The 22,410-nt window shown below is 58.9% G+C and carries 19 protein-coding genes and 7 pseudogenes; 17 read left to right on the top strand and 9 right to left on the bottom strand.

The genetic code is table 11. The annotated features are described in order from the left end of the window. Together HB376_RS37370 and HB376_RS37365 are read right to left on the bottom strand one after the other, a co-directional pair. On the bottom strand, nt 1-181 hold a 181-nt coding region (locus HB376_RS37370), incomplete at its 3' end, for a hypothetical protein (protein ID WP_213768710.1). Between the two features lie 8 nt (nt 182-189). Then, nucleotides 190-315, bottom strand: a pseudogene (locus HB376_RS37365) (DUF3363 domain-containing protein); the annotation flags it as partial. 91 nt (nt 316-406) lie between these two features. Here HB376_RS37365 and HB376_RS37360 point away from each other — a divergent pair. Then, nucleotides 407-601, top strand: coding sequence for a hypothetical protein (locus tag HB376_RS37360; protein ID WP_255631803.1), 195 nt, complete (start codon nt 407-409; stop codon nt 599-601). Nucleotides 602-740: 139 nt separating this feature from the next. Here HB376_RS37360 and HB376_RS37355 read toward each other — a convergent pair whose 3' ends face one another. Beyond that, the gene (locus HB376_RS37355; RefSeq protein WP_213768709.1) at nt 741-1,316 is read right to left on the bottom strand and encodes a peroxiredoxin-like family protein; all 576 of its coding nucleotides are present in this window, start codon (nt 1,314-1,316) and stop codon (nt 741-743) included. 48 nt (nt 1,317-1,364) lie between these two features. Between HB376_RS37355 and HB376_RS37350 the strand changes: the two genes are divergently transcribed. The 3 genes and pseudogenes from HB376_RS37350 to HB376_RS37340 all read left to right on the top strand — a co-directional run. Beyond that, a complete protein-coding gene (locus HB376_RS37350; protein WP_213768708.1) occupies nt 1,365-2,012 on the top strand; it encodes a TetR/AcrR family transcriptional regulator C-terminal domain-containing protein in 648 nt (215 codons plus the stop codon). Nucleotides 2,013-2,721: 709 nt separating this feature from the next. Continuing rightward, a pseudogene (locus HB376_RS37345) lies at nt 2,722-2,970 on the top strand (helix-turn-helix domain-containing protein); the annotation flags it as partial. Continuing rightward, nucleotides 2,967-3,191 (top strand): annotated as a pseudogene (locus HB376_RS37340) (chromosome partitioning protein ParB); the annotation flags it as partial. The pseudogenes HB376_RS37345 and HB376_RS37340, both read left to right, overlap by 4 nt. A gap of 196 nt (nt 3,192-3,387) precedes the next feature. Here HB376_RS37340 and HB376_RS37335 read toward each other — a convergent pair. Beyond that, nucleotides 3,388-4,365, bottom strand: a complete 978-nt coding sequence (locus HB376_RS37335) for an amidohydrolase family protein (protein ID WP_213768707.1) — start codon at nt 4,363-4,365, stop codon at nt 3,388-3,390. 14 nt (nt 4,366-4,379) lie between these two features. Beyond that, nucleotides 4,380-5,096 carry an SDR family NAD(P)-dependent oxidoreductase gene (locus HB376_RS37330; RefSeq protein ID WP_213768706.1) on the bottom strand — a complete coding sequence of 239 codons (717 nt, stop codon included), beginning with the start codon at nt 5,094-5,096 and terminating at the stop codon, nt 4,380-4,382. Between the two features lie 124 nt (nt 5,097-5,220). On the opposite strand from HB376_RS37330, the gene HB376_RS37325 reads away from it, so the two are divergent. The 4 genes and pseudogenes from HB376_RS37325 to HB376_RS37310 all read left to right on the top strand — a co-directional run bounded on the left by HB376_RS37325 (nt 5,221) and on the right by HB376_RS37310 (nt 9,750). Then, nucleotides 5,221-6,138 (top strand): LysR family transcriptional regulator, encoded by a 918-nt coding sequence (locus tag HB376_RS37325; RefSeq protein ID WP_213768705.1) that lies wholly within the window; start codon nt 5,221-5,223, stop codon nt 6,136-6,138. A gap of 1,679 nt (nt 6,139-7,817) precedes the next feature. Then, nucleotides 7,818-8,336: a hypothetical protein gene (locus tag HB376_RS37320; RefSeq protein ID WP_213768704.1), complete on the top strand. Its 519-nt coding sequence runs from the start codon at nt 7,818-7,820 to the stop codon at nt 8,334-8,336. Between the two features lie 9 nt (nt 8,337-8,345). Next, a pseudogene (locus HB376_RS37315) lies at nt 8,346-9,037 on the top strand (P-loop NTPase). Next, a pseudogene (locus HB376_RS37310) lies at nt 9,030-9,750 on the top strand (hypothetical protein). Before HB376_RS37315 ends, HB376_RS37310 begins: the two co-directional pseudogenes overlap by 8 nt. Before the next feature lie 424 nt (nt 9,751-10,174). Here HB376_RS37310 and HB376_RS37305 read toward each other — a convergent pair. Further along, nucleotides 10,175-11,509 carry a hypothetical protein gene (locus tag HB376_RS37305; RefSeq protein ID WP_346730655.1) on the bottom strand — a complete coding sequence of 445 codons (1,335 nt, stop codon included), beginning with the start codon at nt 11,507-11,509 and terminating at the stop codon, nt 10,175-10,177. On the opposite strand from HB376_RS37305, the gene HB376_RS37300 reads away from it, so the two are divergent. Continuing rightward, complete coding sequence (locus tag HB376_RS37300; protein ID WP_213768703.1) at nt 11,397-11,981, top strand: nucleotide disphospho-sugar-binding domain-containing protein; 585 nt, start codon at nt 11,397-11,399, stop codon at nt 11,979-11,981. The genes HB376_RS37305 and HB376_RS37300 overlap by 113 nt on opposite strands. Nucleotides 11,982-12,101: 120 nt before the next feature. Next, complete coding sequence (locus HB376_RS37295; protein WP_346730654.1) at nt 12,102-12,656, top strand: transposase; 555 nt, start codon at nt 12,102-12,104, stop codon at nt 12,654-12,656. Between the two features lie 94 nt (nt 12,657-12,750). On the opposite strand, the gene HB376_RS37290 is transcribed toward HB376_RS37295, so the two are convergent. Then, nucleotides 12,751-13,083, bottom strand: a complete 333-nt coding sequence (locus HB376_RS37290) for a DUF6788 family protein (RefSeq protein WP_213768702.1) — start codon at nt 13,081-13,083, stop codon at nt 12,751-12,753. A 52-nt stretch (nt 13,084-13,135) separates the two neighbouring features. Beyond that, a complete protein-coding gene (locus HB376_RS37285; RefSeq protein WP_062174803.1) occupies nt 13,136-13,432 on the bottom strand; it encodes a Y4bD/Y4pK family protein in 297 nt (98 codons plus the stop codon). 65 nt (nt 13,433-13,497) lie between these two features. Between HB376_RS37285 and HB376_RS41535 the strand changes: the two are divergent. Continuing rightward, nucleotides 13,498-14,019 (top strand): annotated as a pseudogene (locus HB376_RS41535) (reverse transcriptase domain-containing protein); the annotation flags it as partial. A gap of 141 nt (nt 14,020-14,160) precedes the next feature. Further along, complete coding sequence (locus HB376_RS41530; protein WP_255631805.1) at nt 14,161-14,460, top strand: group II intron maturase-specific domain-containing protein; 300 nt, start codon at nt 14,161-14,163, stop codon at nt 14,458-14,460. 154 nt (nt 14,461-14,614) lie between these two features. Here HB376_RS41530 and HB376_RS37275 read toward each other — a convergent pair. Further along, nucleotides 14,615-15,703: pseudogene (locus tag HB376_RS37275) on the bottom strand (IS4 family transposase); the annotation flags it as partial. A 381-nt stretch (nt 15,704-16,084) separates the two neighbouring features. On the opposite strand from HB376_RS37275, the gene HB376_RS37270 reads away from it, so the two are divergent. From HB376_RS37270 to HB376_RS37250, 5 genes are all read left to right on the top strand, one after another. Continuing rightward, nucleotides 16,085-16,507 (top strand): MarR family winged helix-turn-helix transcriptional regulator, encoded by a 423-nt coding sequence (locus tag HB376_RS37270; protein WP_213768701.1) that lies wholly within the window; start codon nt 16,085-16,087, stop codon nt 16,505-16,507. 106 nt (nt 16,508-16,613) lie between these two features. Next, on the top strand, nt 16,614-17,963 hold the full coding sequence (locus HB376_RS37265) for a chloride channel protein (protein WP_213768700.1): 1,350 nt from the start codon (nt 16,614-16,616) through the stop codon (nt 17,961-17,963). Nucleotides 17,964-18,855: 892 nt separating this feature from the next. Beyond that, nucleotides 18,856-19,386 (top strand): spore coat U domain-containing protein, encoded by a 531-nt coding sequence (locus tag HB376_RS37260; protein WP_213768699.1) that lies wholly within the window; start codon nt 18,856-18,858, stop codon nt 19,384-19,386. A 49-nt stretch (nt 19,387-19,435) separates the two neighbouring features. Next, nucleotides 19,436-20,128, top strand: a complete 693-nt coding sequence (locus tag HB376_RS37255; protein WP_255631801.1) for a fimbria/pilus periplasmic chaperone — start codon at nt 19,436-19,438, stop codon at nt 20,126-20,128. Then, complete coding sequence (locus HB376_RS37250) at nt 20,112-22,409, top strand: fimbria/pilus outer membrane usher protein (RefSeq protein ID WP_213768697.1); 2,298 nt, start codon at nt 20,112-20,114, stop codon at nt 22,407-22,409. Before HB376_RS37255 ends, HB376_RS37250 begins: the two co-directional genes overlap by 17 nt. Nucleotide 22,410: the final 1 nt, after the last annotated feature.

Here is a 22,410-nt window from a genome sequence, read left to right as displayed (position 1 = left end):
TAGCAAGCCCGTCTTGGAGCTTGGTAAATGGGCATGCGACCATATTGGAGAGATTGATGACGCGCAAAACAGGTTCGATGCGCGTCAAGACCCCTGTTGATAAATCGGCGTAGATCCACGTCGTGCAGGTCAGGTGCAACCCTTTGTTTGTGGCGGCAGCGGCGAGCCGTCGATTAGCCAAGCGCTCGGCTATAGCTGCGGACCTCGCTGCCGCCCGATTTCCCACGACACGCTATTGACGCGCACCAACGCAGCGAGCGGCTGCCCCAACCGTGGCTCGATCACTAGCTTCCAAGGCAGCAGGCTGAAACTGACGCTTCTTTGGTGATGGCAAGGTGCCCTATAATCCGTCGAAGGAAGCGCCGAGTTCTGATCGTCGCCTGTTCACAACGAAGCCTCGATCCCCTTGCCTGAATCGAATCCGCTTCAGCCGAAAACGCATGAGCCGGTGCCGCTTGCGGACGAGACCGTCCTCGTCAATGGAGCTGCGGGCGGTGTGGGACATTTCGCGGTGCAACTCGGCGCTCGATTGATCGCAGTGGCGTTGGGCGAGCACGAGGCGTTCCTGAGCGACCTCGGCGCGGACGAATTCATCGACTAACCCTCGGCGCGTTCCTGACGTTTGTCTTAGAGATTGTGTTTTTCTTCCTGATTTTCGCTGCCGCTCTGGTCGGTCGCACCGAATGCCGTTAGGTTAAAGCGATCTGCTGCCAACGAAAATCCGTAGGCCATCAGGATTCTCATCGGATCTTCCCGACTTGGGTCAACAGGTCATGGACCGACCATTGGTCGTAAATGTGTACCCCGTACTTGCAGGCAAGAATCCGCCCGTCCCTGGCGATAAGGAAATCGGCCGGTAGCCCCAGCTTGCCGCCCTCGGTATGGACGGATGTTACGGGCTGCCTGCCGCGCAGAATCCTGCCAAGGCTGCGCAGCACACCGCGCAGGATCGGACGCCAGGCACGCGGATTCAGCAACGCTTGGGGCGAAGCTTCCGTACCGAACTCCGCGTACAGTTTTTTCTGCGGGTCGGCAACGACTGCGAATGGCAATTCCATCGTGAAAGGGCGCAAATCGTCGGCACTCGAATGAAACACCGCCACCTCCAGAATGCCGGCGGACACGATCTCATCGTGCCGTTGTGCGATGGAGTGCAGATGGAGATCGCACACGGGACAGCCGGCAAAGCGTCGGAATTGCAGGTGAACGAGCTGATTCGGGTCCGGCAGCTTCACTGTGCCATTCAGTGCAGTAATCTGGCGAGCAACGATGACTTGGCCTGGCTCGAGTCTTGGGCGTCCGGATGAGGTGGGCATGACTTTCCTCCTTTGTAGGAGTACAGTGTACGCCAACGAAACAAAACATTGAAACTTCCTCGCCGGACCATGCCACGTCCTCGTTCGCTCACGCCTGCCGACATCGCGGCTGCGGCCCTTCAAGTCACTGATCGTGATGGGCTCGCCGCGCTCTCCATGCGAACCGTTGCGGCGGAGCTTGGCGCAGGCACCATGTCGCTATACCGCTATGTCAGGGATCGCGAGGCGCTGGAACGTCTGGTTGTCGATCAAGTGCTAGCGACGGTCGACACTGAATTGGCGCCCCGCACGTCGTGGAATCAGCAGATAACGGAGCTCGCGGAGCGCATGCGCAATGCCGTTGGCGCACACCCCTCGATCGTGCCGCTACTCATGCTCCACCGCCATGCCTCGCAGGAAGTGAAACGGTGCGCCGAGGCATTCCTAAGGGCCCTTACGGAGGGTGGATTCGCCGGTGAGCAGAGGGTTATCGCCTTGCGTACCCTGGTCAGCTATCTCAATGGTGCGCTCCAGGCTCAACACCTCGGCCCGCTCGACGGCCCCGGCACTAACGCGATGGCTGAATTGCCGCGGAACGAATATCCGCTACTGTCAGCAACAGCGCGTGTAGCGAAACGTCTCGGGCCCGATAAGGAGTTTCGCAGCGGAATCGCCATCGTATTACACGGGCTGGAGTGTATGCGGCAGAACGACTAACGCGGACATCCGGATTCGCATTCGGGAACGAACGATTGGCTAGTGCGATGCGACTCAGCTGAAGGCGTTAGGCCGGGTGCGGCCAAAACCGAAAATTGGAACTGCGAATCTGGACGCCCGAAACCTGTCGTTCCGAAGCGCTGCAATATGCAAAAAACTCTCGCGGCTCGTAAGTCTTGATTCGACGGAACTCTGCACTTGCAAGACCTACCTTTATGCGACGAAGCAGGCCGCGTCTTCGGTGCGTTGTTGGAAGCCTTCTTTGTCCTCTTGTTTAGTGGTGCATCAGCATTTATGACGCGGTCGCGGTTTGTAATCGGTCGCGTGAGCAGGGCAGCAGGCTGTGCGGCTTCTTCATCCGTGAAGTCGCTTAACACCTCGCGATTGCCTTGGAATAGAACAGCGCATGCCTGCGGCAGACGAGCGCCTGCGACCTCCGTCAACGAGATATGGCCGCTGCGTCCATCATCCGGGTCAGGCGTGCGTCGGATCCCCGCCGCCATTACGGATTGGCAGGCCAGCCCATCAAAGCGCGCTCAGCTGACTCCTTGAGTTCCACTTCGGACATTCCATCCTGCGCCTGGATGGAAAGACCCATGACCACCATGTGGAGGTATCGGGCGAGAGCCGCAGGATCGGCGGAAGGAGCCAGGTCTCCCTCCGCTTGCGAGCGTGTGAACCGCTCGGTAAGCGCCTTCCCGATTCCGCTATCGTGCGCGATGCATTCGACGGCGTGCGCCGCTTTGGCGCGTTCCAGGAAAGTCTCGACATCGCGCGCAATATACTCACCGATCGGTTGCGGCTGCTCGTTGAAGCAGGCGTGCTCGATGTGGTCCCCGCGTCGGACGGTTCCGCGTATCAGGAATATGTGCTGAAGCCAAAAGGCGAAGCGCTGTTTCCGGTGATTGTGACCTTGCGGAAATGGGGCGAAGCTAACTTGTTCGCACGAGGCGAAAAGCCGTGGGGCAGTTCGCCCCGGCGCACGTCACCCGGCTGGCGAAGTTGAAGAAAGGCGACATTGCCAGCGAAGCCGAACGGCTGACCGAGAGCACCGGCTGGATGCCCGCTGCGTTCCAGACCGAGCACCACACGGAGCCGGAAGGCGTGCAGAAGGCAGTGGACGACACCGCCGCACCGGAAGACGCCGACGAGGTGGAGGCCCACGCGTTGACCGCGTGACCAGCAGCATGGTCCCGGCGCGTTGTGCCGGGACTTTTCCCGGTTCAACGTTCGCCGCAAAATCGCCCTGTCGCCGCCTTCGACCAGGCGGCGACAGGGCGGCGACAGGGCGGGCGCGAAAGGGTCTTGCGCGCGGCAATCGGTGCCCGCTGACGCGGGCTAGGTTTCGTACCAATCGTAAATCGCGGGCGCTTTTCTACTTCTCGCCGGTCAGTTGCATCCAGTTGCCATGCGCGAGTCCAGCTTTGTCCTGCTCGGTGAGCCCGCAATTCTCCAGAAACCGCCTTGCGTCATGGCCCGGACGGTATTGGTAAGGAAAGTCCGTCGAGAAGAGCAGGCGATCCGTGCCCACCACACCTGCGGCACGTTCAAGGTAATGGGGAAGGAACATGCCGCTGGCGGTGATGTAGAGATTGTTGCGTAGGTAGTGGGCGATGGGATGGGCCAGCTTAGATACGTGGTCCATCACCGCAAGACGCTCGGCGTAGAACAGCACCAGTTCGCCCCAATGGCCCAGGATGACTTGGAGGCCCGGCATGCGGTCGAACACGCCGGCGAGTACCAGGCGAATAAACTGGATGCCCGCATCATAGTGCCAACCGAGGCCGACTGTGGCGAAGCCTATGTCGACCTCGGGTGTGAAGCCTGAATAATAAGCCGCCCTGACGGCCAACTCCGGCGTCCGGGGATGGAGCAGAATCGGTGCGCCCAACGCCTCCGCGCTTTGGAAGATGGGCGAGAGGGTTGAATGGTCGAGGTTACGCGTGCCCACCCTCCCGCACAGCATCGTTCCCTTGAAGCCCAGCACTTTGATGCAACGTTCGAGCTCCAGAGCGGCCTCGTCCGGCATCGCCACCGGTAGCGTGGCCAGCGCCTGGAAGCGCTCCGGATGACGCGCGACCACGGCGGCGATGGCATCGTTGGTCCGCCGCGCCAGGTCGAGGCTTTCAGGTCCGAGGTCATGCAGCATGGGGCTGGTCAGCGACAGTACCTGAACGTCCAGTCCGGTTTCGTCCATCAGGGCAAGCCGGTCCTCGGCGAGATCGAGCAGGCGAACCTCGAACGTACCGGAGTGGAACGCCATGCTCGGATCGACCGCCTCAAGGCCGATCGCGTTCCAGGCCCGGTGTATCTCATCCGTCAGAAAATGCTCTTCAATTCCGATCAGTTTCATGGCTGAGCCTCCGTTCACCACGAGACAGTGCGGCCCATGCGGTCGAGGTACTCCAGGCCAGGCTTTCCCCGCTTCGAGAGCAGCGTGTTCACGATGTCCGGAATGGTTTCCTCAAGGCCGAACGGCGCGTTCGGGCCGCCCAATGCAGTACGAATCCAGCCCGGAGCGAGCAACAATAAGGCGCGCGACTCTCCGTCATGTCGGGCGGCGTAGCTTCGCATGTACTGGTTCAGAGCCGACTTACTGCCGCGATAGATTTCAAACCCACCGTTAGTATTGTTGGCGATACTGCCCTGTCCCGACGACATGACGCCGATGAGGCCGTCGGAGGGGACAAGATCCTGCAACACCTCGACGGTACGCATAGGGCCAAGTGCATTCGTGACCATCACGCGGATGAACTCCTCGGTGGGTACTTCACCGATGGTGTCATTCGGATTTGCATTGGCGGTGCCGGCGTTCACGAACAGGATGTCGAACACCCGACCCGACAGGCGGGCACGGAGTGCCGCGATCTGCTCCGGTTCGCAGATGTCGACGGTCTCGACCTCGATGCGGCCTTGGTTCTCGTCGGCCAGGTCATGCAATTGAGTTCGGCCTTCGATCGGGCGCGTCGTGCCGACGACGTTCCATCCCTTTTTCAAGAGTTCGGCGGCCATGGCATGACCGAGGCCACGCGATGCGCCGATAAGCAGAATGGCGGGGGCCTTGTCGTCACTTGAGTGTTTCATCAAGGTTCCTTGAGATTGGACAGCCCTGATTCTGGTGGAGCAAAATTCATTGCACCAGACGCGTGGGATGCAATAATCGATTGCATCAGAATCAACGATAGTTAATAAAAGGGGACGACTTGACATGCAAGACGTGGACTTGAATCTCCTCACTGCGCTGGATGTATTGCTCGCCGAGTGCAGCGTGACCAAGGCAGCGCGCCGACTCGGCTTGAGTCCCTCTGCCATGAGCAGGACGCTTTCGAGACTGCGGATAGCGACAGGGGATCAACTGCTCGTGCTAGCGGGAAGGACGCTGGTTCCGACACCGTATGCCGAGCAACTCAGCGAGCACGTCCATGAACTTGCCCGAAACGCGAAGGCCGCGCTTCAACCCGCCAACAGCACCTTGGACGTTGCCACACTGGAGCGGACGTTCACGATTCGTGCGAATGACGGCTTCGTCGAACTGATCGGTGCATCGCTCATGGCGGCGATCACCCAAACCGCGCCCCACGTCCGTATCCGATTCGTATCGAAGCCTGACAAGGATGCACGGCCACTTCGGGAAGGCATGGTTGACCTGGAGGTCGGCGTACTCGGAACCACTGCACCGGAACTGAGGACGCGGTTGCTGTTTCGTGATCGGTTCGTGGGCATTTGTAGAACTGGACACCCTCTTTTGACAAGGATGACCGCGAAACGCTACGCTAGCTACCAGCACGTGGTGGTATCACGCAAACGGCAATTCTCCGGCCCGGTAGACGATGCGTTGGGCCAGTTGGGTCTGCACAGGAACATCGCTATGGTCGTGCTCACCTACGCCAACGCGATGCAAATCGCACGCCATTCGGATCTTCTCGGACTCGTCCCGCATTCATACTTTGGCAGTGCCTTGCTGAGCGGTCACGCGGGTAGTGCTGGCGTTCAATACTTTGAACTCCCGGTACGAACGCCCGAAATCAAAGTGTCGGCCATTTGGCATCCTCGCCTCCATGCTGATCCTGCCCATCGGTGGCTGCGCGATACCATCTTTGCTATTTGCAAAAATGCTTCCCCATAAGTCAGTCAGCGCTACACGCGCTTTAGGCAAGCTGTTGTCCTAGCCGCTGTTCGGAATCTTGATACGGTGGGCTGACATCCAATAGGCATGTCGGCATTGCCGCCAGGCTTTCAGACTGCGCCCCGTGCCGCCTTCGTCGTCACGGCCATTCGGTTTCAATCCCTCACGCCTTCGCGTCTATGGTGCTGTGTGCTGCGCTTGCGAAAGAAAGCAGTGGCGAGTTCAACGGATCGATGCAATGGGCGGGGCTTGTGGGGCTACGCCCAGGCTTGCTGCGGCAGGTTGTGCCAAAGCGTGCCGTCCTGGGCGCTGGCGGTTCGCCGCCTGTACGTCACGAAGGACGGTTCAGCGACACGCCGCCCGGCTTCACCTTATGGAGCTTCCACGCCACGCCTCAAGCACGTCGCCGCAAGCTGCGGCAAGGGGCGTTCTCGCCTATCGTTGGAGTGGTGGCCTTGCCAGCATCAGGGCGCAAGCCGGTGACGATCAACCTTTCAAGCAGGCAAGTGCCTGCAAGCCAGCCGTCAGAGCAGGTTCTGTTGCTATCCCGTTGGCTCCACAACTTCTCAGAGCGAACAGCAAATCGCCGATGCAGTGATCCATCGCTCGAATCGTCGCTTAGAAGCTGGCGGGCTTGAGAATGGGCTGAGAGTCAGCAAGCGGTTTGCGCAAGCAGCTCTAAACCTTCAATGCCTTTTGAACGACTATTGCTCGTCAAAGAACAAGCACTGCTTTACACCGGCAAAACGACGGAGAAGGGTCGCCTTGCCGCCCTGAGATGACCGCGGCTCGATCACAGGCCCTATGGGCATCCCAAAACCGGCGGTAGCCTATCCCTGCAATCACTCGTTTTAATTGCATTTTTTGTCGCCCGGAGTAAACGTTTTGCGCAGAGGTCGCGGCTTTCACGCAAATGACAGTTCAGGCCCTATAGAAACGCTGCGCCACCGCGTGCGAAGAAATTGCGTAACGGTCGCCGTGAAAGCGCATGCACCGTGCGCTTGCGGGTGCGCAAAAAATGTGTAAGTCCGTGCGTCAAGTTCTCCCATCTCAGGTTAAACGGCGTGCGAGAAGTTGCGTACCTCCTGCGTACCGATGTGCGTATCTCGCGCGTACTGGCGTGCGTCAGTGTGGTCACACAAGGCGCAAATCGCATGCGTTAAAAATGCGCTTCGGCGGAACAATACAATGCGTACCGGCTGCGTACCGGAAAACAGGCGAAAACGCATCGCCTGCGCTCAGCGGATACAGGACTTGTCCGGCGCCGTGTGCAACGCAAGAGGCAACGTGAACGTGACGTGCGCGCAGAAATGGCGAACCGCTGGTAAACCTCGCGCGTTGCGGGTTCACAAGGATGTGCAAAGCGGTTGCGTCAACGGCGGCGATGTTGCGGCGTCAAGGTGTTCGTGTTCAGCGTAAACGCAATGCATAACGGTGATGACAAGCTCTCCACGATCAGCGCAAACCGCCCGCAAAATGGCGGTGATGGCAATGCGTCAGGGTGGAAACGTTGTGTGTGTACGACACGCGAAAAAAAGTGCGTTGTTCCCCCGTGTTCCCATGAGTTCCCTGGAGTTCCTACGGTGCCTTGCGACGCAAAGGGACGGCGTTGACAGGTGCGTTGTGCGTGAGCAGGATGGTGTGCAGGTGGTGTGTACCGATGTGCGCTGGAGGTTGCGATGCCTGTTGCCAAGCTTTATACGAAATCGCAATGGGATGCGTTCGCCCATACGCTCGATGCGTTACCCGAGAAACCCGAGGCCGAACGCGGTGTCGGCGTGCGCGACGCGAAGAAAGAGATGCGCGCCCATATCCGGGGAGCGCAGACCAAGGGCTACACATTGGAGCAGATCGCGGAGCAGGCAAAACAGACGGGCATCGATATCACGGCTGGCACGATCCGTTATGCGCTGCGTTCCGGAGGCAAGGGAAACAGCGCGGGAAAGGGAAACAGCACAGGCAACACGACACGTCCGGAGACGAGAGCGCCAGCAACGGGTACTGTCACGACACTGCCGCGCGCGCATGGGGCAGCGCAGGGCGGCGCATCACGCTCGAACAGTCTCCGTACGGAGATGCGTAATGAGGCGCGTACTGAAGCGCGTCCGCATGGGGGAAAGGCAGAAGTCAAACCGCAACCCATGCCGGTAGAGGGTTCGCTCGCATTCGCGATCAAACCCGATACCGACGATCTGTAAAGGACGGCTATGGCAGAGACCCTCAACCCCATCTATCTCGTGGGCGGCAGCAAGGGCGGCGTGGGCAAGAGCATCGTCGCACTCGCGCTGGCCGATCACCTGCAACGGCGCAATGCCAACCTTGTAGTGGTCGAAACCGACACGCGAATCCGGACGTGATGAAAGCGATTCACCACGAGATTGAATGCGCGGCGTTTGACCTCGACGAAGCCGATGGCTGGATTGGACTCGTCAACTACTGTGATGCGAAGCGCGATGCTGTGGTGATCGTGAATACCGCGGCGCGCAATCAGGCGGGGGTAGCGCGCTATGGCGCGACGCTGGCCAGCACGCTCGATGAACTGGCGCGGCGGCTGGTCGTGTTCTGGGTCATCAACCGGCAGCGCGACAGTCTGGAACTGCTGCGCGAGTTCGGCGCGACGTTTCCTGATGCGACCACCCACGTCGTGCGCAACGCCTACTTCGGCACCGCCGACAAGTTCACGCTCTATCAGGATTCGAACATCCGCAACGGTATCGAAGCGAAGGGCAAGTCACTGGACTTTCCCGACCTTGCGGATCGCGTGGCCGATGACCTGCGCAGCCAGCGGTTGTCGGTGCGCAAGGCGGCAGAGACGCTGCCTATCGGGCAGCGCGCGGAGCTGCTGCGCTGGCGCTCGCTCTATGACGCGATGTTTGCCGGTGTCATCGCCGATGGCTGATGGACCCTGGGGACCCCCAGGACGCCCGCGACGTCCGACGCGCTCGCGGCGTGCGCGCCCGCCCGATCCGCTCGCGCGCCTGTTCCTCGATGTGTCGGGCGAAGTCCCGGACGACGTGAGCATCGCGCGCATGCGGCGCGTGTCGGCTGCACTGAATCTGCGCGATAACGACGCGCTCTGGTCGGTGCTCGCCGTAGCTCGAATTCTATGCGCGGCTGTACGAGGCGATGCCGGATCGCATCAGGAAAGCGGGCGAGGGCAGCCTCCATACGATGCGCGCCGAAGCCAGGGAAGCGACGGATGCGCTGATGGCGCAGCATCGTGATGCGCTCGCGCGCTGCAAGGAAACGATACGGCTTGCCGAGCACATGATCCGCGAGCATGAGGAGCGCTACCGGGCGGCTCTCGCGGGGCTGAACGAGGCCGCGCTCGATGCGCTGGCAGAGCGCGCCGCCAACCGGATCGCGCGGGCGGCGGGTAATCGTCTGGTGGGCGCGTTTGCCATCGCGGTACGCGAGCAGCGCGCGCGGCTTGACGGGGCCGTCGAAGCTTTCGAGCATGCGACGCGGGAAGCGGGACAGCAGGCGCAGGCCAGGGCACAGTCGCTGGCGCGCAGGTACTGGCGTGCGCTGCAGGCCATGCTGGCGGTCGGGTTGGTTGCGCTGGGCAGTGCGGTAGCGATAGCCGTCTGGCTGGCCGTATGGCGGGGATAGGGGGCAGGGCGCGACAGGGTGCGACAGGCGGGAATCCGCTTCCCGGCCTGTCGCATCGTGGGCTAGTGTGCGGCGTTGCGTTGCGCTGCGCAATGGCTGTCCTGATCTCCATCGCGAGGCGGACCAGATCGTCGGCCTCTACGGCGATCAGGGGTGACACAAAGCCGGCTTCTGCGGCCCGAGCGACGGCGACGTGAAAGTGCTTACCGTTACCGTATTCGTCGTCCGTCACTTCAAGGGCGGTCGTGAAGACGTGGCCGGAATCGTGATTGATTGCGATCACGATGACCTTGATCGATTTTTTCATGATTGCCTCTCTTTGAGTGCGCGTGCCACTGACGGCACGCGGGATAGCAGCGCAGTCCTGCGGGGGCTGCGCCCGGTCAGCAGGTTCCACCGGACTGACCGGCGGAACCTGCGCGGATTACGCAGCGTCCTGCGTCATGGACATGCCATCAGCGGGCGTCGCGGACGTCGCACTTGCGGCGCTCGCAGCGGTTGCGACAGTCGGGAAGGGCCACGCGGGCAGCGCACCGTTGCCGTCTGTCGCGGTTGGCTCCTGTGCCCCGGTCGGGCCGTCCGCCGGCGACGGAGTGCCGACACCTTCGCCGGGTTCCCTACCGTTGATCCGGTCATTACCGGGCTCATTACCGTGGTCATCGCCTTTCGCATCGCCGTCCTGCTGCACTTCATCACCGGCGTCGGCTTCCTCGTTGTCATCTCCATCCGCGTCATGGGCCGCGCCGTAGGAGCGCGCTGCCGGGACTTCGCGATCGGTGAGGACTTCCGGGAGCCATGCGGACTTCGCGAGCCGCAGTTCGGCGGCGGCTGCCGCGTCGGCCTTTTTCATCTTGCCGAGGTCGGCGGCGATCTTCGGTGACGCGGCGCTGGCGACGACTTCAGCGATGCGCGCCTTGCTGACATGATCGAAGTACGAGGCGCGGGTGGGCGTCCAGTACCGCGTCATGTCAAGGTTCAGCACGCTGGCGAGCGCATTGATGGCATGGGGCTTTTCCTCCCCGGCGATGCCGTCGAGCAGGGTGCCGGTGCAGAAGGCGAGCAGGTCCAGCAGGGTCGTGCCGGGGTCCTGTTCGATCAGCCACGGCAGCAGGTCCGCACGCCGCGCGGGGAGTTCTCGGCTCCACCGCTCGCGCTGCGCCTCGATGAGGTTCCACGCGGTGCTGGTGGGCAGGTCATCCGCCGCGCCGAGCAGCTTGTCGTGGTTGCTGTTGCAGGACAGTTCCAGCGCGTGCGGGACGAACGAGACGCCGTACCGTTCCGGAAAAACTTCCGGAATCACGCGTTGCAGGAGGGCGGCGAGTGCGAGGGACGGCTGCGCGATCAGTTCCGCGTGAACGGCAGCGGTACGGTGCGCGGTCAGGCGCTGGCAGAGCTTCGCACTGTGGACCGGCTTCTCCTTGTGCACAGGGTCCGCTGTCGTGCCGGGTTCGCGTTCGGCTTCCGGGGTGCCGGTCACGGTCGCGCCTGCTGCGTCCAGTGCCGCGCTGTTCTCGCGGCGCACCAGACCCCGTTCGATCATCAATTTGCCCTGCGAGCTGACCATCACGAACGCGCCTGCTTCGGCCATCTGTTGCGCGTCCCACACGACGAGGCGGCTTTCGAGTGCGATGAGGGCGGCGTTCACCTTGTCGATTTCGGTTTCGAGCCGTTCGGCTTCCTCGTACGCGTTTTCATCGTCCTCGCCGAACGTCCTCGGCGCGCAAAAGGTAGTCGTCGTCACACAGGGAACGATTGCCAATCGCGACTTCAATGACCTGATCGTTCCGACGCTTCGGGCGCTCGAGAACATGGACGTGGTCGTCGTGGCGTTGACTGGACGGGCCGATGCCGATATCGGCGCGGTCCCTTCGAACGCCTATGTCGCGGACTTCATACCCCTGGACCACTTGCTTCCGCACACCGATGTGATGGTGAGCAATGGCGGGTATGGGGGGGCACAGCAAGCACTCAATCATGGTGTCCCGCTGGTTCTTGCCGGTGAGTCGGAAGACAAGATTGAAGTCACTGCCCGGACGGCCAAGACCGGTGCGGCTATTAACTTAGCAACTGGCAAACCTTCTGTAGATGCGCTGCGAAACGCCGTGGAGCAGGTACTTCATGACCCTGCGTTCCTCCAGCACGCCCGTCGTTTGCAGAGCAAGTACCGAATGCTCGATGTGTTTGCCGAAGTCGACGCTACTGTCGAAGAACTCTCGCGAGATGCTCTCTGATTGCCAAATCTCCCCAGAGAAAGCGAAAGATGAATTCAAAAGCAACGACATTTGTTCTAGTACTACAGCCGTAGATTTTTTTACTATAATTAGTTAGAACTACTATGTGAGTATAAACCGATGCGAGCAATTGCGAAATCGTGGGAACGTGAACTGTACGCATTGCATGAACGTCTCGAACACCTGTTCAGACGCCCTGAACCCCGGCAGCGCTCACTGGCGTATATGAAGGGGCTGCTGGGCACAGTCGAGCGCAAGAACGGCTGGCAACTTGCCGAATGGATTGGCGAGGCAACACCGGACGGCGTGCAGCACCTGCTCGAGCGGGCACAGTGGGACGCCGACGCCGCGCGCGATGTACTGCGCCAATACGTGGGTGAACGACTCGGCGAGCGTGATGCAGTGCTGATCGTGGACGAAACTGGTTTCATCAAGAAAGGTGAGCACTCGGCCGGCGTGCAACGCCAATACAGCGGCACGGCGGGCCGAATCGAGAATTGCCAGGTCGGCGTATTCCTCTGCTATGCCGGTCATGGCGGCAGTGCATTCATCGACCGCGAGCTGTATGTGCCGCGGGCATGGACCGATGTACGCCGGCTTGCTTTGATGTTGGGGGGTGATCTTGGTGTTCATCGGCGGCCTCCTCGGTCAGCTCCAGCGCGGGCCCGGCGGTGAGCCAGGCCTCGAGCATGTTGGCGATGAGTACGCCGGCCGATTGCGGATCGATGATGTGGGTGAGTGACAGCGGAGACTGGCTCACCGGCGCCCCTCAGAGCGCCTCGCGGCGGCGCAATAGTTCGCGGTTGATCTCGCAGATTTCCTCGATGATCTCGCGGACTCGGTGATAGTTCGCCAGACGTTCGGTAACGTCGGTGTAATCGGCTTGCGGTACGTAGTCCATTTGGGGCCGGCGGCCGGGAAAGCTCACGGACAGGTAGTACTTGGGGCCATGGCCGGGGCCGTCTGCACACTTGCAGCCCGGTTTGCCGCAGCGCTTGTAGCGCTCGATGAGAGAGCCGCGCAAGAGCGTCTCTAACGCCGGCATTTGCTTCAGCAATTGCGCGCGGCGTCTGCGCAAAGTGGACGACGGAATATCTTCCATTGGCGGATCACGTTGAAAACTGGTCTGATAATAGGACAAGGAGATGCATTGATCAAGCTCCTTTGTTCGACGACTTCCTGGATGGGGCAAGCTGGTCGATCAACGTGACCAGCTCCAACAACATGCCCAGATCGAAGCAGCACACGGACGCGATGGCGTCGTCGTGGACAGTCGGTGTGCCCCAGTCGGTCCATTCGCGCGCAATGCTAAAGCTGCCGCGTTCTGTATCGCGCAGAAGCAATGTCTCGGTGCCTGCGACGCGGCGCTCCTTCAGAACGGGAAAGCGTTGGCCCCTGAGGGGATGGAACGGGTGACGAATCTCAGCCCATCCCAAATGCTCGCTGAGCACTTGTGCAGTTCGCGCTGACCGTCCCCACCGTGTCTGATCGAATTGCCCAAAGTGTTGTCAAGCTCATGATCGAGCCGACACTCGACCCGGTGTTTCATCCAGATTCTTATGGATACCGGCCAGGCAAGTCGGCTAAACAGGCGATTGCTGTGACGCGCAAGCGTTGCTGGCAGTATGACTGGGTTGTTGAGTTTGACATCAAGGCGGCGTTCGATCAGATCGATCATGCGTTGTTGATGAAGGCAGTGCGAAGCCACATCAGGGAGAACTGGATCCTGCTGTACATCGAGCGGTGGCTGACTGCGCCGTTCGAGATCGCGGACGGGACGAATCTGTCCCGGACGCGAGGGGTTCCATAGGGTGGTGTGGTCAGTCCGATCCTGATGAATCTGTTCATGCATTACGCGTTCGATAGCTGGATGAAGCGGACGTATCCACAATGTCCCTTCGCGCGCTACGCCGACGATGCGGTGGTTCACTGCCGCACCCAGGCGCAGGCAGAAGCGGTGATGCGCTCTATTGCATTACGGCTGGAGGAATGTGGGCTGACGATGCATCCGGAGAAGTCGAAAATCGTGTACTGCAAGGACAGCAAGCGTACTGGTGCCTTTCCGAACGTGCAATTTACGTTTCTGGGTTTCACGTTCGGGCCCAGGGGGGCGCGCAGTCGACACAACCGGCTATTTACCGGCTTCCTGCCGGCGGTGAGTGGCGACGCGCTCAAACGGATGAGGCAAGTAGTGCGGGGCTGGCGGATTCACCGCCGGACGCCGGCGACGCTTGAGGACATCGCGCAGTTATGCAACCCGACGATACAAGGGTGGTGGAACTACTATGGGGCGTTCTATAGGTCGGAGATGCGAAAGCTCTTCCACTATATAGACCAGAAGCTTGCGCAGTGGGCCAGACGCAAATACAAGACATTACGACGGCGAAAGCAGCGTAGTGTGCGATGGCTCGGCAAGATGATGGACCTCGCTCCGCGGTTGTTCGTTCACTGGCGTATCGCTCGGCGCGAGGTTGGGTAACGGGAGCCGGATGAGGTGCGAGCCTCACGTCCGGTTCTGCGAGAGCCTCGGGGTGAAACTCCCCGGGGCTACTCACCCCTAGATGCACCCGGTGACACGGGTGGTTCCCTCCATTGAAGTGGGAACAACTTCTACAGGCGACTTCGTGTCGCACAATCACGTTATAGGCCAGCAGATGGACCCAGATCTCCTTCTCGTTCATGTGGGCAGTCTGGCAATGCAGTACGTCCATACCCATCGTCGTCTTGGTGTTACGTAGATCCAGTTCCACGTTCCAACGCCTGGCGTACAACTGCGAGAGCTCCTGTTTGCTGGTCTTGCGTGCATCAAGCATCGTGGTGACCAGCACCCGGTGATGCAGCCTGGACTCGCGCACCATCAGTTCATCGGGGAAGGCCTGGTACTGCTCACGCGTCATCCAGTCGGGACGTTGCCGGGGTTTGGGCCACGTCACAATGTGATCGCGCATGCCCAGCGACTTGCCTCGCCGAAAGTCGGTGCGGCGTGCCCCATGCTGTTCCATCACGACATCCACTCCGGCGGCGATCATTGAGGCCATCAGAAAGTAGTGGCAATACAAGGCATCGGCGACGATCACATCACCTTTGCGAAACGTGTCTTGGAGCATGCGAAACGCCGTCAGCTCCCCGCTGCCTTTGCCCGCGTAAGTTCCGACACTCGCCTCCAGCACTGCGCCGCTTGCCAGACAGATCACCGCAACCAGATAGGCTAACGGAAATCCCACTCCTTCGGCCTGAGAACTGGACTGCGGGAAGCGGGCCTGATTCGACGGCGTATCGGGCATCGAGATCCCTGTCCCGTCAACCAGCTTGACCGGGCGCCCGCGCCACGTCCAGGCCGCTCTGGCCTGCTCGTGCAGTTGACGTCCTGTCTCGCGCGTCAACTCCCGCACCATCGTCAGAGGCAGTCTCTGGCGAGCGCGGCAGTAGCCTCCCGTACGCACACTCATGGGTCGCAGCCCGTCGGCAGCTCGCTGCGCAGCCCACCCGTTGACCGCCTTCTGACAGGAGGCGTCCTCTTCCAGCGCCTGGCGCATGAACATCGACAGTGTCACCGTCGGCGGATACAGCCGTTCCCGATGTTCTGGCAAATGCGCTTCCGTTATGTCCAACAGCTCCGGGCTCGTCAGTATGTTGAAGTAGTCAACCGCCTGGGCCCTGCGCGCCCGGCTTTGAACGCCGCCTATGGTTTGCCTGTGATGACTTCGTGCATTACGATCCATGGGGGCTGGTCCTTGGAATGAGACGGGTGTTTGCCTGGTAACAACCATCCTATCAATCCCTGGATCAGCCTCCTCCGTTTCTCTTCAAGTACTTACCCGCCTCTTCTCCTCCATGCTGGCTTAAGTAAGTGCCATTCGCCCTAACGCGGATACGTCATGGCAACCGGCACCTGAAAACAAAGCGATACGTCGACATTGGTCTCCTCCGCGTTGAACGTTTTAGAATCCTCTGCAAAGGCGGCGAACACGGCTACATCACGCGGCCGGAGAATTCGCTGCCTGTTCCACGCACGAACCGAAACCCGGACGCGCAACTTAGGAGCAGTTTAGGCACAAGATGACATATTTTTAATCCGCATTTCCCCAATCTCTGGAGACTGAATGAGCTCCCGCAAAGGCACATCCGCCACGGCGCCAGGCAAGCAGGATCTAGAGGCGATGTCCGAGTTTCGCTATCAGCTGCGACAGTTTCTGCGGTTCTCGGAGGAGATTACCCACGCAGAGGGCGTAACTCCGTTGCAATATCAGTTGCTCCTGCATGTCAGAGGGTTTCCCGGCCGGCAATGGGCCAGTGTCGGTGAACTCGCGGAACGGCTGCAGGCTGCGCCGAATGGTACAGCCGCACTCGTCTCACGTTGCGAAGCCGCAGGTCTGGTGGTTCGCGTACCCGACGGCCTGGACCGCCGGCAGGTTCAGGTGCATCTCACGACGAAGGGCGAGCGCTGTCTGTTGAAACTGGTGGCGCTACACAAGTCGGAGATCGAGTCTTTCGGCTGGGTATTTGGACCTGCGCGCAGGAAGTGACGGTCCTCCCGCTTTTATTACACTTCGCCATGAAGATTGAGCCGTCTATCGCGAGATATGGCACAGTGTGCCTTATCGTTTATACTCGTGCCTTTGCGGCGGCGTCATGCGCATACCGGGATTTATCGATAAACGTGTGGTGCAGCGTGGCAGACGGTTGTGGCTGCATTACGGCGTGTTCTGGCTGGGCGCCATCGCGACCGGGCTCGTCGCCGTTCTGTACGCTAAGCTGATCGACGTCGGATACGACACTTTTCTGCGATATGCAACGCGGTACTGGTGGTTGCCGCTTCCCGTCAGCCCGGCGATCGGCGCACTCGGCGTTTGGTTGACCAGACGCTTTTTCCCTGGATCAGAAGGCAGCGGAATCCCTCAGGTCATCGCGACGCTTCATGACAGCGGCGCTCTTGAGCCACGCCTTCTAAGCATAAGAATCCTGGTCGGCAAGATCGTGGTGTCGTTCCTTTCGATATTGGGGGGATTTACGATCGGCCGGGAGGGTCCGACGATCCACGTGGGTGCGGCACTCATGTTCAACCTGCGGCGCTTTTATCCTCAGCGGTTCCGGGCCCTCCGGGGCACAGCGCTTGAGCACCGGCTGGCGCTCGCTGGTGCCGCAGCGGGCCTGTCGGCAGCGTTTAACGCGCCGCTCGCCGGTGTCGTCTTTGCGATCGAGGAGTTGACCCGAAGCTTCGAGCAGCGCACAAGTGGCGTGCTGATTACCGCCATCATCTTCGCCGGTATTGTTTCGCTGGGATTGCAGGGCAACTACACGTATTTCGGAACGATCGATATAGGGAACCACTTCCCAGACCTGCTCGCAGTAGCCGTCGTACTGATCGGTGCTGTGTCCGGCGCCGCGGGCGGCGTATTCTGCTGGCTACTACTGAATACCGGGCGCTGGATCCCGTCGCGGGTCAACACCTGGCGCGACCGTCATCCGGTGGCGTTTGGTGCCGTGTGCGGCCTGATCATCGCCGTGATCGGCGTGGCCTCCGGCGGACATACGTTCGGCAGTGGCTATGCCGAAGCGCGGGCAATGCTGGAAGGACGAGCTCAACTAAGCGCTGCCTACCCGGTGCTCAAGATGGCCTCGATGGTCGGGTCGTATCTGCCGGGCGCACCTGGTGGACTCTTTGCGCCCTCGTTGGCGATCGGTGCCGGTATTGGAAATGCGCTGCACCTGGTGTTCGGCCAGATGCAGCTGCCGATGCTGATCGCGCTCGGAATGGTCGGTTATCTGGCTGCAGTGACGCAAAGCCCGATCACCGCGTTCGTGATCGTGATCGAGATGATCAACGGCCATGCACTCGTCATATCACTCATGGCGACAGCGCTGATATCCAGCCAGGTATCGAAACTCTTTGCCCCAGCGCTTTACGAGGCGTTGTCGAAGCGATATGTCAGTGGGAATATGGCCGTAGCCGTCGGGGAGTCGGGAAGAGCGAAGATCTAGTGTGATCGCTCGCATGGCAGATGGTTTGACTCGCCGGCTATGCGCTTGCTGTGTATTAAGTTTCCATACTGCTGCGCTAGACGATTGGAAAAAACGCTCATCCGTTTTCACCAAAAGTCTCAGGCTTTAAACAATCGATTGGAAACCGTGCTAATGGGCCGTCCAACGCCGTCTTGTGTAGGAGACGATCCGCCCAATAAGCGCCGTTCTCCGCACGCAGACGGTGTGGGGCCCGAACGCAGAGATCGCCCGCGAAAGGAGGGAGGTCGCGGATGCTCTTTCGGTCGCTTATTACCGCTCCATGCGATCAATGTGAGACTTTAAGAGGTGTTACCGTAAATTGCATCGACATCATTGCAGTTTGTTCAGACAAAATAGCAACACTATCGAAAATATCCGTAAATTCGGGGCAGAGCGCAAACGCATGCCAGCAAGCCTTCTATGCTAAATATTATTTTCCCGTAAACGTTTGCTTAAAAATTAGCTAACATTTTATTACAAATAAGACTAGTCTCCACTCAACCGAATGCCGATAACGGAAAATCTAAAGATAACCGGTAATAATTATCGGATTCTCCGCTGGTCTATTGGCTCGATTTACGGGCGACCCAGGGTATAGGTCTGTGCATCGATTTTCGTACCTACCGCAGAAAATAATCGGATTGAAAGTGAGCCCTTATTCAACGATATCTGCTATCGGTAATCTTCAATTGATGAGTATTTATTGAAAGCAGATTTGACTTTTTATGGGCGAGTTATGCCCGGTGAGCGGTGATAACGTCGAAATTATCAAAGCGGCTATGTTTCTCGGCAATGCCCGGTGCGCATGACGTGACTCCGGTGTTCGATCTGGTAACAGAATATTCTCTCTATAACCTGTCAGGATTAAAGCATGAACGCATTTAAACTTAGGACTCTCGTGTTTGCATTGGCTCTGGTCGGTTCAGCAAGCGCGATGGCGGCGGGCAGTACCACGGCCACCTTGACCAATAGTGCAACCATCGCAGCGAGTTGCACGCTGACCGCCACGGGCTTCACAAGCACATATGACCCGGTCACTGCTAATGCAGGTGCCGCAGGTACCCCGGTCAAGGACACCAGCGGGTCAGTTACCTATACTTGCACCAACGGTGGCACGAATGCGCTCATCGCGCTCGACGGCGGTGGCCACGACACGGGCACGTCCGCGATCCCGATTCGGCATCTCGCTGGCACGACCCATACCACGGACCTTCTGGCTTACAACCTGTATCAGGAGTCCACTTATACGACCCCTTGGGGATATACGGCAACCGCCGAACTTGCAGCAGTCGAAGATGGTACCCAGCACGTCCAGACCGTCTATACGGAAATTCCGGCGGGTCAAAGTCTTCTTCACGTTGATACTTATAACGACACGGTGATAGCCACTATTACCTTCTAGCTCGAGGTTGGCGCCCATGCTACGTAAAACTAGCTGGGCAGCGCAGGCCATGGCACTTCTGCTGGCCTGCGTCTACCCAGCGCTCGAAGCGTCGGCGAGTTCTTTCATCGCCAGCCCGATCACATTTGATCTAACCTCGAGCAAACCGATGTCGATTCTGCGTTTGACCAACAAGGGAGACAGCGATCTTCGCTTACAGGTGCACGCGGTGAAGTGGAGCACCGATGGGCACATCGAAACACAGGTCAATACGGATGAGGTGATTCTCAATCCCCCGATATTTACCATCAAGCCCGGTCAACAACAGTTCCTGCGGTTCGGCTTACGCTCAGTCACGCAAACGGCGAAAGAGCAAAGCTACCGTTTGATTGTGGATGAGATACCGGATGGAACAACGGCTGGAGGAGAGCTTGGCTTGCGCACGGTGCTGCGAGTCAGCATTCCGGTATTCATCAATCCGGTGCAAAAGAACGTGCATGTGACATGGCATTTAGTCCACAAAGGTCAACGATATATTCTGGTTGCAGACAACAGTGGCGATACGCACATAAAGATAAACGGATTTGTCATCGCTGACGACAAGGGCACGCCAATCGTTACTGACAACGACCCAACGTACGTCCTGCCGGAACAACGGAAAGAGTGGCCGCTCGTGACCAGTGGCAGCCTTGGCCGCGTTACCCTGAAGATACTTACGCCAGTTGGGCAAAGTGACGAAGTACTCGATGCGGAGCCTGAATAGCGGACTCGCATGTGGCCTACTACTTTCGGTGATGATGTCCAGTCTCCATGCGCAAATCAGCAAACCAGTCACGGCGCCCGAAGTTGTCGCTGTGACGGTCAACGGCGAAGAGGTTGCAGACTTTGCAAGCGTGCTCAGGACAAACGATGGGAAGATTTTTATCGCCAGGCAATTGCTGTCCGCAGTGCGGTTAAACATGCCCGACGCTGAAGTCCTGCATATTGGCGGAATTGACTACTGTCGGATCGACAATCTGCCAGATACGCATGTTGTATTTGATGATGCGACCCAGACGCTTCGCATCGTTGCCAGTGGTTCGGCGTTTAATGGGACCACTGCCAGCATCGGCGGGCAGCAACGTCGCAATGTACAGGCACCACCTCTAGGTGGATACCTGAACTACGATCTGACCTATAGTAATTCGGCCGGTTACTATAATTTTGGCGCACTGCTTGATGCAAATGTATTTGGTATCGCCGGTGGAGAATTTGAATATCGGGAGATTTACCGGCAAACTATCGGAATAAATTCCCTTTACCGGCTCGATACGAAATACGTCAGGGATTTTCCCGATTCAATTACAACCCTGACATTAGGTGATTCAACTACCGTATCAAGCAACTGGTCGAACCAGATTTACTTCGGCGGAATACAGTACGATACCAATTTTTCGATTCGGCCCGATGTCATTCCGACACCGTTGCCGACGCTTTCTGGTGTTGCACAAGCTCCGTCAACCGTGAACATCTACGTTGACAGCGTGCTGCGCGCGTCAACCAGCGTGAATAGCGGTCCTTTCGCACTGAGCAATGTCCCAGTCTTTACTGGGCAAGGCAATGTACAGATGGTCGTCCAAGATGCGCTGGGGCGGCAGCAGGTCATCTCCCAGCCGTTTATCAGCACCCCGCTTATGCTGCGGGAAGGAACCCATGCAGGGTCGGTGGAGGCGGGCTTGCAGCGCGAAAACTATGGTCTAGCCGACAGCCGCTATGCGGACGGTTTTGTTTCTGGCACGTATCGCTATGGGTTCAAGTATATGACTGCTGAAACCCATGCTGAATTCACTGCCCAGGATCAGGATATGGGTGTTGGATCGACCATTCCTTTATTCAATTTCATGGTTCTGACGACCAGCGTGGCCGGAAGCATGTCGCAGTACGGTTCGGGTGGCCTTGCCCAGGTACAGTTATCCCATCAGTCACAGGGATTTGGCATTTCTGTCAGTGACACCGTCACCACTAAAAATTACTGGCAACTTGGTTACGACGGCAATAATCGTCCATCCTCGCACGAATTTTTGGCGCAAGGAAGCATGTCGCTTGGCTCCCGTATCTCCTTTTCGCTGAGTTATCTGAATGATGCAAATCGTAATTTACCGAACATCAAGGCCGCAGCGACTGGCCTTACATTTGATATGCGCCATTACGGCAGCCTGTCGTTGAGTATCAGCAAAGAGTTAGCGAATACACGCACGTTGACGGCCGGAGCTCTATGGGTCATTCCATATGGACATCAATCGGTTGCGACCAGTCAGATCAATTTCGCCGCTCATGATACGACAGCAAACTTTGAAGTTTCCAGGACTCCCGACCTTGAGGGCGGTTGGGGATATCGCGCGCGTACCACTGTTATCAACGACGATTCGCAGGACGTCGGCGTGACCTACCTAAGCAAGGTCGGGCAAATCGAGCTTGATGCTAACCATGTCGCCTCCCAGGTCAATGAGCAGGTTGAAGCGACTGGCGGAATTGCGGTGCTCGGGGGTATCGTGCGTCCGACACGATGGATCGATAGCAGTTTTGCAATGGTCGAGGTCCCACTTAAGCAGACGGTTGACGTTTATTCGAATAACCGGGTTATTGGTCACACTGATGGTGGCGGCATTGCAGTGCTTCCTAACCTGGTCGCCTATGAAAACAACAGCATTCGCCTTGACGACACTGCAATTCCGCTGGACGTGGCTCTTGATCTTTCGGACCGGACAGTGACTCCGCCACAGAAAGGCGGCTACTTGATCAAGTTTGAGGCGAAGAAAGTGACAGGTGCCACTATTATCCTGGTTGACGAACATAATCAACCGTTACCTGCAGGTGCAGTTGTTCGCGCCGATGGTCAGGCAAGCGAGCGGGTCGCCCGAGATGGCGAGGTGTTCATGCCTGATATTGTGCTGCCGGTCAGCGTGACCGCGACATGGGGCGCCAGGCGATGCACGGCAAAGGCGCTGCCACCTGCTTCACCCATCGTGCTCCCGACGGTCGGTCCTTTTGTTTGCAGCCAATGAA

The sequence above is a fragment of the Caballeronia sp. dw_19 genome (assembly GCF_018449515.1).
Taxonomy (GTDB): Bacteria; Pseudomonadota; Gammaproteobacteria; order Burkholderiales; family Burkholderiaceae; genus Caballeronia.
This window is presented reverse-complemented; position numbering and strand designations above follow the sequence as displayed.